Source organism: uncultured Shewanella sp., assembly GCF_947497935.1.
Taxonomy (GTDB): Bacteria; Pseudomonadota; Gammaproteobacteria; order Enterobacterales; family Shewanellaceae; genus Shewanella.
Genome location: NZ_CANMIO010000005.1, coordinates 258,289 through 274,115 on the forward strand (window position 1 = coordinate 258,289; position 15,827 = coordinate 274,115).

Genomic DNA, 15,827 nt, shown 5'->3' on the forward strand with positions numbered 1-15,827 from the left:
AGCTTGCCCTACTGTTATAGAGGCTTCACGGTTACATTCAAACTGTGCTAAAACTCACTTAATAAGCCTTACAACCAATCTCGGTGGTGATCTTGCATCATATTATCTCTTTAGCAAGTCAGCGCTTAAGTAAATCAGCGCATAGCCAAATGGTCAGGAATAGCTGAGGTCTCAATTTTTAATGGTTTTATTTCATGGGCCGCCTGATGCACGATACAGCCCCTATGGAACCAACGTTATTTAGGATGGGGAACCGATAACAAAAAAGGATGCCAATGGCATCCTTTTTATTCAAATCAATCGTTCATCGAGTTTGATGAATATTAATCTTCAGTTTTTGGTGTTTCAGTTGCTTCAGCTTCGGCATTGACAGCTTCTGCTGCAACTTCAGTTTCCGCAGCGCCTTCATTGATGATAGGGTTACCCTCTTCATCAAGCTCCACTTCAGGCACCTGAATTTCGTCGATACGCTGTAGACCAACAACTTTTTCATCTTCAGCCGTACGGATAATGGTCACACCTTGAGTGTTACGACCAATACTTGATACGCCAGTAGCTGGAGTACGTACTAAGGTACCCTTGTTACTGATCAGCATTATCTCATCATTTTCGCCAACTTGTACTGCACCAACTACGGCGCCGTTACGTTCGCTAACCTTGATTGAAACAACACCTTTAGTACCACGGCTTTTCGCTGGATATTCGGCTAAATCGGTACGCTTACCATAACCGTTCTCAGTCACAGTTAAGATGTCGCCCTCACCCTTAGGTACAATTAGCGATACAACCGTTTGGCCATCTTCAAGCTTAATACCACGAACACCCGTAGCAGTACGTCCCATAGCACGTAGTGCAATCACTTCTTCGCCTGTTTCTGGGTCAATTTTAACTTCACCAGTTTCAGAGCTACGGGCTTTCTCGTTAAATCGAACCACTTTACCTTCGTTGGAGAACAGCATGATATCGTCATTACCATCGGTAATATCAACACCAATTAACTGGTCACCATCTTTCAGGTTAACAGCGATAATACCGTTTGCACGCGGGTTGCTATAAGCCGTTAGTGCAGTCTTCTTAACGGTACCATGAGAAGTTGCCATGATAATGAACTTGTCTTCAGCATATTCACGAACAGGAAGAATCGCAGTAATACGCTCACCTTCAGCTAGTGGTAACAAGTTAACAATAGGACGACCACGAGCTGTACGGCTAGCCAATGGTAACTGGTATACTTTCAGCCAGTACATCTTACCAAAATCAGAGAAACACAAAATCGTATCGTGCGTATTGGCAACCAAAAGTTTCTCAACGAAATCTTCGTCTTTCACTTTAGTTGCTGCTTTACCCTTACCGCCACGGCGCTGTGCTTGGTAGTCAGTCAGAGCTTGGTACTTCGCGTAACCAAGATGCGACAGTGTTACGACAACGTCTTCTTCATTGATTAGGTCTTCAAGACTCATATCAACTTCGTTAGCGTTGATCACAGTGCGACGCTCATCACCAAAGTTAGTAAGAACTTCTTCAAGTTCCTCTTTGATTACTTCCATCAAGCGCTGTGGGCTGCTCAGGATTAACAATAGTGCTGCGATAATCTCTAGAAGCTCTTCGTACTCAGCGATGATCTTGTCATGCTCTAGACCCGTTAGACGGTGTAGACGCAGTTCAAGGATCGCTTGAGCTTGTTGCTCTGTCAGGTAGTACTTATCGTCGCGAATACCGTACTCAGGTTCAAGCCACTCTGGACGAGCCGCATCATCACCTGCTTTTTCTAGCATGCCTTTAACATGGCCAAGTTCCCAGCCCTGTGCAACAAGCTTAACTTTCGCTTCTGCAGGAGTTGGAGATGCTTTAATAAGCGCAATAATTGGATCGATGTTTGCTAGTGCTACCGCTAACGCTTCAAGAATATGTGCGCGTTCACGAGCTTTACGTAATTCAAATACGGTACGGCGAGTAACCACTTCACGGCGGTGAAGAATAAAGCACTCAAGCATCTCTTTTAGGTTAAATAGTTTTGGCTGACCATTGGTCAGAGCAACCATGTTAATACCAAAAGAGCACTGCATTTGCGTTTGAGCATAAAGATTATTTAGAACAACCTCACCCACTTCGCCACGCTTGATTTCGATTACAATACGCATACCGTCTTTATCAGACTCGTCACGTAGACCGCTAATGCCTTCGATCTTCTTATCTTTTACAAGCTCAGCGATTTTCTCAATCAGGCGAGCTTTGTTAACTTGATAAGGAATTTCATGAACGATAATACGCTCACGGCCATTCTCTTCTTCGATATCGGCACGAGCACGCATAACCGCACGCCCACGACCCGTCTTGTAAGCATCGATAATGCCTTTACGACCGTTAATAATCGCAGCCGTTGGGAAGTCAGGACCTGGGATGTGCTCCATCAACTGTTCGATAGATAAAGCAGGATCTTCGATTAATGCTAAACAACCGCTGATCACTTCGTTTAGGTTGTGCGGCGGAATGTTCGTCGCCATACCTACCGCAATACCTGATGAACCATTAACTAATAGTGCAGGAATTCGGGTCGGTAATACCGCAGGAATAAATTCAGTACCGTCGTAGTTAGGGACGAAATCAACCGTCTCTTTATCTAAGTCAGCCAATAGCTGGTGCGCCAACTTATCCATACGGATTTCGGTATAACGCATTGCCGCCGCGGCGTCGCCATCGACAGAACCAAAGTTACCTTGACCATCGATTAGCGGATAGCGCATCGAAAAAGGCTGAGCCAAACGAACGATAGTGTCATAAACAGCAGTATCACCATGTGGGTGGTATTTACCGATTACGTCACCAACGACACGGGCAGACTTTTTATAAGGCTTGTTCCAGTCGTTCTTCAATTCATTCATCGCGAATAAAACGCGGCGATGTACCGGTTTTAATCCGTCACGAACGTCAGGCAGTGCACGGCCAACGATTACACTCATGGCGTAATCTAAGTATGAATTCTTTAATTCGTCTTCAATATTAATTGGTGTTATAGATGAAGCCAGATCAGTCATAAACTGCTCGATCCCCTGAAAATTAGCGCGCTATTTCTATTTCCTAAAATAGCTATGCTTGAAAACGTGATTTGGCATTCTAACACAGTTATTTGATGGCGCTAGACCCAAACATCGATTCATTTTAAATAACCAGATAAAGTCAATTCACTTGATTAAAATCAAGGCATAGGCGCAATTTTTCACCACATTGTTCGGCAAAATCATAACTTGTTTGTTTATTGCCACTATTCATTATAATCTGGCGCTAAAGACAGTTTTGTCACTGTGAGGTAATTAAAGTGCAAACACATAAAAATGTTGATCCACAAGAAATCGCTAAATTTGAAAAAATGGCCGCCACTTGGTGGGATCCTAAAGGCGAATTTAAGCCACTACACAATCTAAACCCATTGCGCCTTAACTATATAGACCAAACCGCAGGCGGTATTTTTGGTAAACAAGTGCTAGATGTAGGTTGTGGTGGCGGTATTCTGTCTGAAAGCATGGCAAGAATTGGCGCGAATGTTACTGGCCTTGATATGGGTGAAGAACCTCTGGATGTTGCAAGACTGCACGCATTAGAAACAGGTGTTGAGATCAATTACATCAAAAACACAGCAGAAGCCCATAGAGATGAGCATCGTGGCCAGTACGATGTTGTTACCTGCATGGAAATGCTTGAACACGTTCCTAATCCAAGTTCAGTTATCCAAGCCTGCGCCGATATGGTTAAACCCGGCGGTTATGTGTTCTTCTCTACCATTAACCGTAACCTTCGCGCCTATGTTGAAACCATCTTAGGTGCTGAGTACTTACTAAAAATGTTACCTGTTGGCACTCACGACCATAATAAATTTATCAGGCCATCTGAGCTAATCGATTTAGCCGACAATGCAGAACTGTTCTGTAAAGATGCAGTGGGGATCACCTATAACCCTATTACTGATATTTTTAGATATACCAAGAGTCTTGAAGTGAACTACATGATTGCCACGGTTAAAAATGACTAAGGCAGAAGCACTGAGGATCAAAGGCGTACTGTTTGATCTCGATGGTACTCTGGCCGATACCGCGCCAGATATGATTGAGGCACTTAACATAAGCTTAGAGGCCCATGGCCATTCTCGGGTGCCCTTTGAGCAGATCCGCGACAGTGCGTCCCATGGCAGCATTGCGATGATCAAAGCGGCGCTTCCGGCTATTGATGAGCAGTACATAGCCCAATTACAGCAAGCACTTTTCGACAATTATGAGCGAATAAACGGTGACGACTGCCGTTTATTTGAAGGCTTAGACAGATTGCTCGAAACACTTAACGGACTTTGTATTCCCTATGGTGTGGTAACCAATAAACCCGCTCGCTTTTCAAGACCGCTGCTCAATCGACTCGGTCTCACAGCAAAAATGCCAGCAGTGATAAGCGGAGACACCACGCTTTATGCTAAGCCTCATACCGCTCCAATGCACTTAGCCGCGCAGCAACTTGAGGTTTTACCTGAGCATATCCTTTATTTAGGAGATGCTGAGCGCGATCTTGTCGCAGCAAAAGCGGCAAATATGATCTCAGGTCTCGCCCTCTGGGGTTATATTGGCGTGAATGATGATGTTTCGCTATGGCCCGCCGATCTCAGTTTTGAAACAGGCGATCATTTAGCAGACTTTTTTACTATTGTGCAGCGAGGTTAATCTTCTAAGCGAACAGATTTTAGTCATGATGAATTAGGCTTTTGCACTTCATACTAAAGTCGTCAAAATGATCTGCTTGGATCGCTCAACTAAGTGGCGATCCGACAGATCATTTTCATTTGTATATTTGTTAACCTTTTAAAAGGAAATCAAACCAAAACAAGCTTTAACGGTTAGCCATTACTAACAGGCCAGATTATCCTCAAGATATCCACAACTTGTCCCCTAAATTCCCACTTGCAAAAAATCAATAACCTCACTATCTTGTAGCTATTGAATCTCAAAACACCATATATAGTGTGTGAGTGACAAAGACAGGCACTATTTAGTCGTTTGTGTCAACAAAAAGGAACTCTCCGTTTTACGGTTAAAACTGTTTGTTTACAAGGAAACGTACGGTGCACCTAAACAGGTCACTTTCATAAATATAAAAACCAAGGTTTATCTTTAATGAATAGCAATATGACAGTCACAAAGCGTAGTGGCGAACGTGAGACTATCGATCTCGAGAAAATCCATCGCGTTATCGAATGGGCGGCAAAAGGACTTAACAACGTCTCTGTATCTGAAGTTGAACTGCGCTCTCACCTGCAGTTTTTCGACGGCATTGCCACTGAGGCCATTCATGAGACTATCATTAAAGCAGCTGCAGATTTAATCTCGCCGGAATCACCAGATTATCAGTTTCTGTCTGCACGCTTAGCTGTTTTCCATCTTCGTAAAAAAGCTTTTGGTCAATTTGAGCCACCTAAACTTTACGATCATGTCGTTAAGTTAGTAGAGCTTGGTAAGTACGATCAGCACATTTTAGAAGATTACACCCAAGATGAGATCGATACCCTAGATAGTTATATCGACCACTGGCGTGATATGAACTTCTCTTATGCTGCTGTTAAGCAACTTGAAGGCAAATACCTGGTTCAGAACCGTGTTACCCACGAGATCTACGAAAGTGCCCAGTTCCTGTATATTTTGGTTGCAGCTTGTCTATTTGCTAAGTACCCAAAAGATACTCGTCTTCAGTACGTTAAAGATTTCTACGATGCGACTTCTACATTTAAGATCTCGCTACCAACACCTATCATGGCAGGTGTACGTACACCTACCCGTCAGTTCAGCTCATGTGTATTGATTGAGTGTGGTGACAGCCTAGATTCAATTAATGCGACTTCATCGTCAATCGTGAAGTATGTTTCACAGCGTGCAGGTATTGGTGTCAATGCTGGCCGTATCCGTGCCCTAGGTAGCCCTATTCGCGGCGGTGAAGCATTTCATACAGGTTGTTTACCATTTTATAAGTATTTCCAAACCGCGGTTAAGTCTTGCTCTCAAGGCGGAGTTCGTGGTGGTGCAGCTACCCTATTCTACCCAATGTGGCATTTAGAAGTTGAATCACTATTAGTGCTTAAAAACAACCGTGGTGTTGATGATAACCGTATTCGTCACTTAGATTACGGTGTTCAAATTAACAAGGTTATGTATCAGCGCCTAATTCAAGGCGGCATGATTAGTTTGTTTAGCCCATCTGACGTACCAGGTATGTACGATGCATTCTTCGAAGATCAGGAAGAGTTCGAGCGTCTATATCTTAAGTATGAAGCTGACCCTAGTATTCGTAAGAAGCAGATCAAAGCCGTTGAGCTGTTCTCGTTAATGATGCAAGAGCGTGCCTCAACCGGCCGTATCTACATTCAAAACGTTGATCACTGTAATACCCACAGTCCATTTGACTCTAAGGTTGCACCAGTTCGTCAGTCTAACTTGTGTTTAGAAATTGCATTGCCAACTAAGCCGTTAAACAACATTAACGACCCAGATGGTGAAATTGCACTTTGTACGCTTTCAGCGCTTAACCTAGGTGCAATCAAAAAGTTAGAAGAGCTTGAGCCTTTAGCTGATTTAGCAGTACGTGCACTCGATAACCTACTGGATTATCAAGACTACCCAATCATCTCTGCTAAGAAAGCATCGATGAATCGCCGTACACTCGGTATAGGTGTAATTAACTTTGCTAACTACTTAGCAAAAGAAGGCGTACGTTACTCGGACGGTTCAGCTAACGGCATTACCCACAAGACTTTTGAAGCGATTCAGTACTATCTATTGAAAGCGTCAATGAAGCTTGCTCAAGAACAAGGCGCTTGCCCTGCGTTCCACGAGACAACTTATGCTAAAGGTATTTTGCCAATTGATACCTACAAGCGTGACTTAGACAAAATTTGTGATGAGCCATTGCACCTAGACTGGGAAACATTACGTGAAGAGATCAAGACTCACGGTCTACGTAACTCAACCCTTTCAGCGCTAATGCCATCAGAGACCTCTTCACAGATCTCTAACGCAACTAACGGAATCGAGCCACCACGAGGCTTAATCAGTGTTAAGGCCAGTAAAGATGGTCAGCTAAAGCAAGTGGTACCAGATTTTGAAAAGTACCAATACAGCTATGAGTTACTATGGCAAATGCCTAATAACGATGGTTACTTGCAATTAGTTGGCTTAATGCAGAAATTCGTCGATCAGTCGATTTCAGCCAACACCAACTACGACCCTACCCGTTTTGAGGGTGGCCGAGTACCGATGAAGGTACTGTTAAAAGACTTATTAACCGCTTACAAATATGGTGTGAAGACACTTTACTATCACAATACTCGTGATGGAGCTTCAGATAGTCATGACGATATCACTGCCATCGAGAAAGAAGATGACAGTTGCGCTGGCGGCGCATGTAAGATCTAACCCAAGATATTAATCATTAGTATTAAACGTTAATTTAAGGGGGCCTCGCCCCCATTATCGGAAGATAGAAAAATGGCCTATTCAACATTTTGTCAAACTCCAAACAACGCAATGCTAGAGCCTATGTTTCTTGGGCAATCAGTTAACGTAGCGCGTTATGATCAACAAAAATATGAAGTATTTGAAAAGCTAATCGAAAAGCAGCTTTCATTCTTCTGGCGTCCTGAAGAAGTAGACGTTAGCCGAGATAAAATCGATTACGCAGCGCTGCCTGAGCATGAAAAACACATCTTCATCTCAAACCTAAAGTACCAAACTTTGCTTGATTCAATCCAAGGCCGCTCACCAAACGTCGCCTTCTTGCCATTGGTCTCACTACCTGAGCTAGAAACTTGGATTGAAACATGGTCGTTCTCTGAAACGATTCACTCGCGTTCTTATACCCATATTATCCGTAATATTGTTAATGATCCTTCGATCGTATTCGACGATATCGTTGAAAACGAAGAGATCTTAAAGCGCGCAAGCGACATTGCTAACTACTACGATCACCTGATCAAACTAAGTCAGGCATACCACCTACTCGGTGAAGGTAGTCACGAGATCGATGGCGAAATCATTGAAGTCACTAAACGTGAAATCAAAAAAGCCCTTTACCTATGTATGGTGTCAGTAAACGTACTTGAAGCTATTCGCTTTTACGTGAGTTTTGCATGTTCATTTGCCTTTGCTGAGCGTAAGGTGATGGAAGGTAACGCAAAAATTATTCGTCTTATCGCCCGTGACGAAGCCCTGCATCTAAACAGCACTCAGCATATCTTGAAGATCATGCACGCTGGTAAAGACGATCCTGAAATGGCTGAAATCGCTAAAGAGTGCGAGCAGACTGCTATCGATATCTTTGTCAAAGCAGCTGAGCAGGAAAAAGAGTGGGCTAAATACCTGTTCAAAGACGGTTCAATGATAGGTCTTAACGAACACATTCTTTGTCAGTATGTTGAATACATCACTAACGAGCGTATGAAAGCGGTTAACCTTGCTTCTCCTTACGAAGAGAAGAGTAACCCACTGCCTTGGATGAAGAACTGGTTAGAGAGTGACTCAGTACAGGTTGCGCCGCAAGAAGTGGAAGTATCTTCATACCTTGTTGGCCAAATCGATTCTTCAATCGATGACGATGAGTTCTCAGACTTTGACCTTTAAGCCTGTCAACTATAGTCAAGCAAGCTTTAAGAAGGCTCCGATCGTGAGCCTTCAAGGCATGCCGGTGTTGCTGTTTAATCAGCAACAACTGACTTTGCTCGAAGCACTCGAACAGAAGAAAGTTAAGATCTTTTCAGAATGTCGCAGTGGCTATTGCGGTCAATGCAAGACCAAAGTCAAAAGTGGTAATGTAACTTATATCAAAGAGCCGTTAGTCACGCTAGAAGCAGATGAATGCCTGCCCTGCTGCTGCGTACCCGATGGTGATATCGATTTAGCGCTTTCAGCCGAGGGAGCTGAAGTTGTTGGACGGGTTGCCAGTCCAAAACCTACTATGAATAGCGAAGTTGTTTCTACCAATCTGCCAGTACAGGGCTAAGCCCTAAACCTCACTCCTTACTGTTTCAACCTCAGCTTACATACTCAATTTAAGCTTCTCAGCATGAATTATGCTGACACCTTGTCAGTTGTCAGCTAGTTCAAGTGGCTCAATCACAGCCAAAGCTAATTAGCCTTCGAATGAAGCTTGGTTACATATATGCTTCTATCGTTGCTACATGACTGCTCACTCTAAATTATCGCTTTAGAGTGACTAATCGTCTGCCGCGGGTGCAGGAGAGGCAGTCCGAATGTCGTGATCACATGGTCAGTGATGTTCCCTACATAATAATGACATTTCCCATATCCCTATGGATCAGATGTGAAGGAACGATCGTATGTGCAGACACAGCTGCCAGTCGCTGCACTGCTTTATAAAATAAAGGCTCCTTCTAAGCTAGGCGATGACAAACAACATCCATGTTTAAAGGCCTGTTCGGCATCCAGCCTCTCGTTCGAAAGCTTGGTAACTTCGTTACCTCTCACCAAAACATGAACGGTCACGGCCGTATCTACACGGGGTAGTTGGTGTAATCATTTAGGTTGGTGTTGCTTGATATCTAACTTGGAAATGCCCCAAAGTAAGTTAGCCTGTGAATGAAGGTTCATTACATTTTTTATTTGTATAGTTGCTATGGGGTAGCTCGTTTGAGATTGTAGCTGAGTCGCTATTAATCGCCTCCAGCGGGGTATGTGCAGACACTGCTGCAAGACGCTGTGAATATGTCACTATACGCTCTGCGGTTTCATCCCTGAAACCGAAGCCCGCAGCCGTATCTACACGAGGTAATTGGTGCCTTCATTTAGGCGGAGTGGTTTCAGCTCTAACTTGGAAATGCCCCATTCCTTGCTAGGGATACAGCTCACTAGTTAACCGCAGCATTGCTTTTCTTATTGAAGCTAGGATCTGGCACAATTTGATTTGCCCCCTGCTATTAAACGAAACGCTTGCGAATGAACGGCTAAGGATGGCAATTCGCCGTTTTCAACTTACTGAAGAATTTTCAGTCCATTTGGGTAATAAAGGTTTGCTCGTCATCCACAAAAGCCACAAAGCCGCCGTGATAGATAAATACCCGACCACGCCCCTCAACTAGGCAGGCAAGCTGTGGGTTCAAATCTTCTTCGTTATTCTGGCTTTGAAACGTACCAGTATCGGTAATTACGCCGCTGAGTGTAGGCAAATATCCATAAGTGCGCTTGGCTTGGTCAATTAGGTTCAATTCGCTGTCGGTAGAGAAGCAAAAGGGGATCGCACCGGCTTCTTCGATAAATAAAGTTTTCAGTTCTTCAAAAGCTGTAATCACCAGCCAGTCGATGCCGTTAACATGATGGATATACATAAAGTTTCTCGGTAATTCTGATGCGGAGATTCTATCACTATCTGGGGCAGAACGTAGTAGAGATTTAGTTGCTAAAGGCGGTGATTCTGTGCTATTTCCGGACATTCACTAGGCCAATTTGTAAAATATGGGGTCAGAGTAAACTTTAATGGAACCCTATACATTTCCTAATTCTACTACCCATTTTTATCTCCTTTTGCACTAGCCCATTTTTGTCCAGAAATGAGTTTGTAACACCTGAGAGAACTAATTCGGAGAGATGATGATTCAGATGTCGGTACGGCTGTGTGCTTCGGTTTCAGGGTGAGGTATCTCAAAGAGATACTCTTCGAACGAGAGGCATGGATGCCGAACTGGCTGTTTAACAGGGAGGTTATAGGAAACCGCAGAGCGGCCAGGGACGGCTTTATAGCGTTCCACAGAAGTTACGACATCTGAGCTAACGGCTAACTGCAGCCTCTCTTCGTGTCTAGGGTGTTCCAATAACAGCCGTGTTTAATAGCCAGTTAGCTGTTGTCCCTACCTCTCGCTTATTAGTATATGGCTTCACCATATTCGCTGTGGTAAATAAGCTTTTGTCCACAACTTAAGTTAAAGCCCACTAATGCTTAATGGGCTTTATGGTATCAAGAAAAACTTGGCGACATTCGATCTAGTTCAAATCGAAGCATCACCTATTGCTGTAGCTAATACAGAGTTACTTAGCTAATTTAACTGTATCCACATCAATCGTTGAATAAGACCAACCGCTATCAACTTCACCTTGAATAACCACTTTGGTTTCAGGTGTTGCCTCTACGCCATTCCAATCATGATCGTCTATCTCAATGATGATCTCACCAGTATCATCCCTAAATGTATACTCTTCATCACCTAAGCCTGACACGATATAGCCCGTTAATGTCACAGGAGTGTCATCCTTTGCGTCTAAAGCCACAGCAACAGTCTGAACATTCACGTTACTTGGACCAATAAACCCGCCTTTTTGTTCATGCGCTTGAGCTGCGAACGCACTGGACGATAATAATATCAATGCACTTACCAATAATACTTTTTTCATGTCATTACTTCCTCTATGAATTAATACTGTAGTACATACTAATTTTAATGCTGCATTTAATATCAACACCATAGCGGACAGGCCGTGAAGAGAGTGTGAATTCTGGTTTAGAATATAAACTAATTACTTGTTCCGTCACAAAATATGAGCTTTCTCAACAGAGCCTCTTGAGCTAAGAATGGCTAAGAAATAGATTCGAACGGAAACAACACTGTGGTAGGCCCCTTGAACTGTAATATCCAATAAAAAACCTGCCCAGTTATTTACTGCGGCAGGTTTTATATTTACGATTTTCCCTTACTCTTAAAGTGCGATAGCAAGCTCCGCACCTTGACGAATTGCGCGCTTAGCATCGAGTTCTGCGGCAACATCTACGCCACCGATGAGATGCACTGGAATTCCTGTGGACTTCATTTCATCGACTAGCTCTGTGTTAGAGACCTGCCCTGCACATAAGATGACATTATCGACATCCAACAACTCAGGTTTACCGTCAACGGTAATATGCAAGCCTTGCTCATCAAACTTGTCGTAGCTGACGCCGGTTTTCATCACGACTTGATGTTGTTTCAGCACAGAGCGATGGATCCAACCTGTAGTTTTACCTAGGCCCTTGCCCATCTTGGTGGTTTTACGCTGTAACAGATACACTTCTCTATGTTTATCTTCAGGCACGGGGGCAGTTAATCCGCCAGGCTCTTTATAGTCTTTGTCGATTCCCCACTGCTTTAACCAGCGGTTTAGATCCAGTGTTGAAGACTCAGATTCACACAGGAAGTGGGCCATATCAAAACCGATCCCGCCTGCTCCGATTAACGCAACCTTCTGACCAATTTCGGCTTCACCATTAAGCACTTTCTGATAATCGACCACCTTCGGATTATCAAAACCAGGCAAGTCTATGGGTCTAGGTTTAACACCACTAGACATCACGATTTCATCGAACCTCTCATCACGTACCACACTTGCATCGAGTCGCGTGTTTAAGCGCAAATCGACCTTATGCAGTTTGATCTGGTTAAGGAAGTACCGAATCGTTTCGTTAAACTCTTCTTTACCTGGAATTTTACGAGCCAAGTTAAACTGACCGCCAACTTCTGCTTTAGCCTCGAATAACACCACTTCATGACCACGACTAGCCGCATAGATAGAAAAAGCCATGCCGGCAGGGCCTGCACCCATTACAGCAATACGCTTCTTGTTTTTTACTGGGGTGAAATTGAGCTCGGTTTCATAACAAGCTCGTGGATTGACCAAACAAGTTGCGCGTTTCAGGGCAAAACTATGGTCCAAACAGGCTTGGTTACAACCAATACAAGTATTGATAAGTTCCGGCGTATCCGCTGCAGCCTTATTGACGAACTCAGCATCAGCCAAAAATGGTCGTGCCATCGACACCATGTCAGCCTGGCCCGTTGAGATAATATGCTCGGCAATCTCAGGAGTGTTAATGCGGTTAGTGGCAATAAGCGGAATAGACATCTCTTTCATCAAGCGCTCGGTAACCCAGGCAAAGGCACCACGCGGTACGCTAGTAGCAATAGTCGGTACGCGAGCCTCATGCCAGCCAATACCTGTATTGATAATGGTCACGCCAGCTTGCTCTAACCATTTTGCCAGTTGTACCACTTCTTCCCAAGTCGAACCATTATCGACCAGATCTAACATAGATAATCTAAAAATAATGATAAAATCAGAACCGACTTTAGCGCGAATTTGTTTTACGATTTCAATTGGGAACTGAGCACGATTTTCAAATGCCCCCCCCCATTTATCATCACGTTTATTAGTACGAGAACTGATAAACTGATTAATCAAGTAACCTTCACTTCCCATCACCTCAACGCCGTCATAGCCCGCCTTTTTTGCTAGAGCTGCGCTGGTTGCATAATCTTTGATTGTTCCATTAACCTGTCTGTCTGACATAGCTGATGGAGTGAAAGGAGTGATAGGTGATTTAATCTTACTCGGTGCACTAGAGAATGGGTGGTAGCCGTAACGGCCAGCATGCAAGAGTTGCATACAAATTTTACCGCCAGCTTCATGTACCGCTTGGGTCACTTTGGTATGCTTGTTAACTTGCCACGGAAAACTAAGTTGGCAGGCGTTAGGGGCCAGTCTACCTCGTAGGTTCGGCGAGATCCCGCCGGTTACGATTAAGCCTACACCACCTAATGCACGTTCTTTGTAAAACGCTGCCAGTTTCTCAAAGCCGCCCTTTTCTTCTTCTAAACCTGTGTGCATTGAGCCCATCAATACTCGGTTTTTTAACTGGGTAAACCCCAGATCTAAGGGTTCTAATAAATGCGGAAACGACATTCAAACATCCTTTTTAAACAAGTGATTCAATCCAGCATACCCTGAGTAAACAATAACCTCAATAAATGTATGAATAGATTCCTTTACAATTGAGTTTTCCTTTCCAGCCTGAATTCAGTTAGCATTATGCTAACTCAGTGATAAAGGAGTGGCTGATGTCCACTAAACCCTCAATATTTAAAAGGATGTTCCTCCTTATTTGGAATACGATTAACGGATTAAGAAAGCTATTTCTTAATCTTATCTTCTTTGGTGTCATCGCCGTAATTATCGTCAGTCTGAGCGTTGATGATGGTGTAGAAGTTGAAAATGGCTCGGCTCTGGTACTAAATTTGGCTGGCACGATTGTTGACCAAAAACGTCAAGTCGATCCTATTGAAGCCGCGATGATGAGCGGTAAAGAAGCCGACGGAAGTGGCGAAATTCTACTTTCTGATGTGCTATTCGTTATTAATAATGCAGCATCTGATGAGCGTATTAGTCAGTTGGTGTTAGATTTAGGTATGTTACACGGCACTGGCATCAGCAAACTACAATCTATCGGTAACGCGATTGAATCATTCAAGGCTACTGGCAAAACTGTTGTCGCCAATGGTAACTGGTATGGTCAAAATCAGTATTTTCTTGCCAGCTTTGCCGATAAAGTCTATCTCAATCCTCAAGGTAGTGTTGAAATTGAAGGCTTGGGCCGTTATCGCCTCTATTTTAAGTCCGCATTAGAGAAGCTTAAAATTAATGCTCACGTATTTAGAGTCGGCACATTCAAGTCTGCGGTAGAACCTTTTATTCGTGACGACATGTCTGATGAAGCTAAAGAAGCAAACCTCGCTCTCTTAAACGACCTTTGGCTAAGTTATGCCGACACAGTAGCAACTAACCGTGGTATCGATAGCCAAGATTTGTCGCTTAGCGCAGAAGAATATCTCGCGCAGCTAGATAAAGCAGAGGGTAAGTCGGCTGACATGGCCCTTAATATGAAATGGGTCGACGGTCTTAAGTCAGCAGAAGAGTTTAGACTCTCCATGGTGGATTCAATCGGAAAATCGAGAGACGGTAACAGTTTCAAACATATCGATTTTTATGACTACCTGTCTGTCACGCAAGCTCATCCTTCATTATCTTTAAATGATCAAGTTGGCATCATTGTCGCTAAGGGTAATATTTTAAATGGTTCACAGCCTGCAGGACAGATCGGTGGCGACAGTACATCTGAGTTACTTCGCAAAGCCCGTTTCGACGACTCGGTAAAAGCGGTTGTACTGAGAGTCGACAGCCCTGGTGGTAGTGCCTTTGCTTCCGAGCAAATCAGGCAAGAAGTCCTCGCGCTAAAAGCGGCTAACAAACCTGTAGTGGTCAGCATGGGCAGCTACGCAGCATCGGGGGGATACTGGATCTCGGCGAGTGCTGACTATATCTATGCAACACCAACAACACTAACGGGTTCAATTGGTATCTTTGGTATGATCACTACCTTTGAAGACTCATTAGCAAGCATTGGGGTTCACACTGACGGAGTGGGTACTTCTGATTGGGCAGGATTTTCTGTAACCAAAGGCCTTACTCCTCAGATCCAAGCTGTCATACAACGCCATATTGAACGTGGATACTACGACTTTATCTCGTTAGTCGCTAATGAGCGTGATATGAGTTTAGACGAAGTTGATAGCATTGCTCAGGGCCGAGTGTGGACTGGACGTAAAGCATTAGAACTTGGACTAGTCGATGGTTTAGGTGAGTTACAAGACGCGGTAACTAAAGCGGCAGAAATGGCTTCGCTCGATACCTTCGATACCGAAGTGATTGAAAGAGAGCTTTCTCCACAAGAGCAATTCATTCAAGAGATGTTCGCCACAGCTTCGAGTCATCTACCACAGAGTGTGACTCAATCGAGTCTTCTTGAAACTATTCTCAGCCAATGGTCTGGTGTGATAGAAGAGTTTAAAGCTTTCGACGATCCAAATGGTGTTTATCTCTATTGCGATACCTGTAATTTCTAATACTTCACAGTAATTACTCCTACACACTTTCAAAGCCCGGTTATTACCGGGCTTTTTAGTCTTTCAACCTCACACGGCCCTTGGC

General features: G+C 43.8%; 10 protein-coding genes. 6 read left to right on the forward strand and 4 right to left on the reverse strand.

The window, feature by feature from the left end:
- Nucleotides 1-323 precede the first annotated feature (323 nt).
- Complete coding sequence (gyrA, locus tag Q1A86_RS08130; RefSeq protein ID WP_299805180.1) at nucleotides 324-3,035, reverse strand: DNA gyrase subunit A; 2,712 nt, start codon at nucleotides 3,033-3,035, stop codon at nucleotides 324-326.
- Between the two features lie 281 nt (nucleotides 3,036-3,316).
- Here gyrA and ubiG point away from each other — a divergent pair, with 281 nt between their 5' ends.
- The 5 genes from ubiG (at nucleotide 3,317) to yfaE (ending at nucleotide 9,024) form a co-directional block, all read left to right on the forward strand.
- Nucleotides 3,317-4,027 (forward strand): bifunctional 2-polyprenyl-6-hydroxyphenol methylase/3-demethylubiquinol 3-O-methyltransferase UbiG, encoded by a 711-nt coding sequence (gene ubiG / locus Q1A86_RS08135; RefSeq protein ID WP_299805183.1) that lies wholly within the window; start codon nucleotides 3,317-3,319, stop codon nucleotides 4,025-4,027.
- Nucleotides 4,020-4,703 (forward strand): HAD family hydrolase, encoded by a 684-nt coding sequence (locus Q1A86_RS08140; RefSeq protein ID WP_299805186.1) that lies wholly within the window; start codon nucleotides 4,020-4,022, stop codon nucleotides 4,701-4,703. Before ubiG ends, Q1A86_RS08140 begins: the two co-directional genes overlap by 8 nt.
- Nucleotides 4,704-5,153: 450 nt before the next feature.
- Nucleotides 5,154-7,442 carry a class 1a ribonucleoside-diphosphate reductase subunit alpha gene (gene nrdA / locus Q1A86_RS08145; protein ID WP_299805189.1) on the forward strand — a complete coding sequence of 763 codons (2,289 nt, stop codon included), beginning with the start codon at nucleotides 5,154-5,156 and terminating at the stop codon, nucleotides 7,440-7,442.
- A 72-nt stretch (nucleotides 7,443-7,514) separates the two neighbouring features.
- Nucleotides 7,515-8,645, forward strand: a complete 1,131-nt coding sequence (gene nrdB / locus Q1A86_RS08150) for a class Ia ribonucleoside-diphosphate reductase subunit beta (RefSeq protein ID WP_299805191.1) — start codon at nucleotides 7,515-7,517, stop codon at nucleotides 8,643-8,645.
- Nucleotides 8,614-9,024, forward strand: coding sequence for a class I ribonucleotide reductase maintenance protein YfaE (gene yfaE, locus Q1A86_RS08155; protein WP_299805193.1), 411 nt, complete (start codon nucleotides 8,614-8,616; stop codon nucleotides 9,022-9,024). The genes nrdB and yfaE overlap by 32 nt, the downstream gene beginning before the upstream one ends.
- Before the next feature lie 1,003 nt (nucleotides 9,025-10,027).
- Here the strand turns inward: yfaE and Q1A86_RS08160 are convergent.
- The 3 genes from Q1A86_RS08160 to Q1A86_RS08170 form a co-directional block, all read right to left on the reverse strand.
- Nucleotides 10,028-10,366 (reverse strand): cytosolic protein, encoded by a 339-nt coding sequence (locus Q1A86_RS08160; RefSeq protein ID WP_299805334.1) that lies wholly within the window; start codon nucleotides 10,364-10,366, stop codon nucleotides 10,028-10,030.
- 697 nt (nucleotides 10,367-11,063) lie between these two features.
- Complete coding sequence (locus tag Q1A86_RS08165; RefSeq protein WP_299805196.1) at nucleotides 11,064-11,426, reverse strand: YgiW/YdeI family stress tolerance OB fold protein; 363 nt, start codon at nucleotides 11,424-11,426, stop codon at nucleotides 11,064-11,066.
- Between the two features lie 303 nt (nucleotides 11,427-11,729).
- Complete coding sequence (locus Q1A86_RS08170) at nucleotides 11,730-13,745, reverse strand: FAD-dependent oxidoreductase (protein WP_299805198.1); 2,016 nt, start codon at nucleotides 13,743-13,745, stop codon at nucleotides 11,730-11,732.
- A gap of 155 nt (nucleotides 13,746-13,900) precedes the next feature.
- Here Q1A86_RS08170 and sppA point away from each other — a divergent pair, with 155 nt between their 5' ends.
- On the forward strand, nucleotides 13,901-15,742 hold the full coding sequence (sppA, locus tag Q1A86_RS08175; protein ID WP_299805201.1) for a signal peptide peptidase SppA: 1,842 nt from the start codon (nucleotides 13,901-13,903) through the stop codon (nucleotides 15,740-15,742).
- Nucleotides 15,743-15,827 lie beyond the last annotated feature (85 nt).

What these genes read in the sequence shown, in the direction of transcription:
- nrdB (WP_299805191.1), top strand. Translation starts at nt 7,515, where the DNA reads ATGGCCTATTCAACATTTTGTCAAACTCCAAACAACGCAATGCTAGAG.
- Q1A86_RS08140 (WP_299805186.1), top strand. Translation starts at nt 4,020, where the DNA reads ATGACTAAGGCAGAAGCACTGAGGATCAAAGGCGTACTGTTTGATCTC.
- nrdA (WP_299805189.1), top strand. Translation starts at nt 5,154, where the DNA reads ATGAATAGCAATATGACAGTCACAAAGCGTAGTGGCGAACGTGAGACT.
- gyrA (WP_299805180.1), bottom strand. Translation starts at nt 3,035, where the DNA reads ATGACTGATCTGGCTTCATCTATAACACCAATTAATATTGAAGACGAA.
- sppA (WP_299805201.1), top strand. Translation starts at nt 13,901, where the DNA reads ATGTCCACTAAACCCTCAATATTTAAAAGGATGTTCCTCCTTATTTGG.
- yfaE (WP_299805193.1), top strand. Translation starts at nt 8,614, where the DNA reads ATGACGATGAGTTCTCAGACTTTGACCTTTAAGCCTGTCAACTATAGT.
- Q1A86_RS08160 (WP_299805334.1), bottom strand. Translation starts at nt 10,366, where the DNA reads ATGTATATCCATCATGTTAACGGCATCGACTGGCTGGTGATTACAGCT.
- Q1A86_RS08165 (WP_299805196.1), bottom strand. Translation starts at nt 11,426, where the DNA reads ATGAAAAAAGTATTATTGGTAAGTGCATTGATATTATTATCGTCCAGT.
- Q1A86_RS08170 (WP_299805198.1), bottom strand. Translation starts at nt 13,745, where the DNA reads ATGTCGTTTCCGCATTTATTAGAACCCTTAGATCTGGGGTTTACCCAG.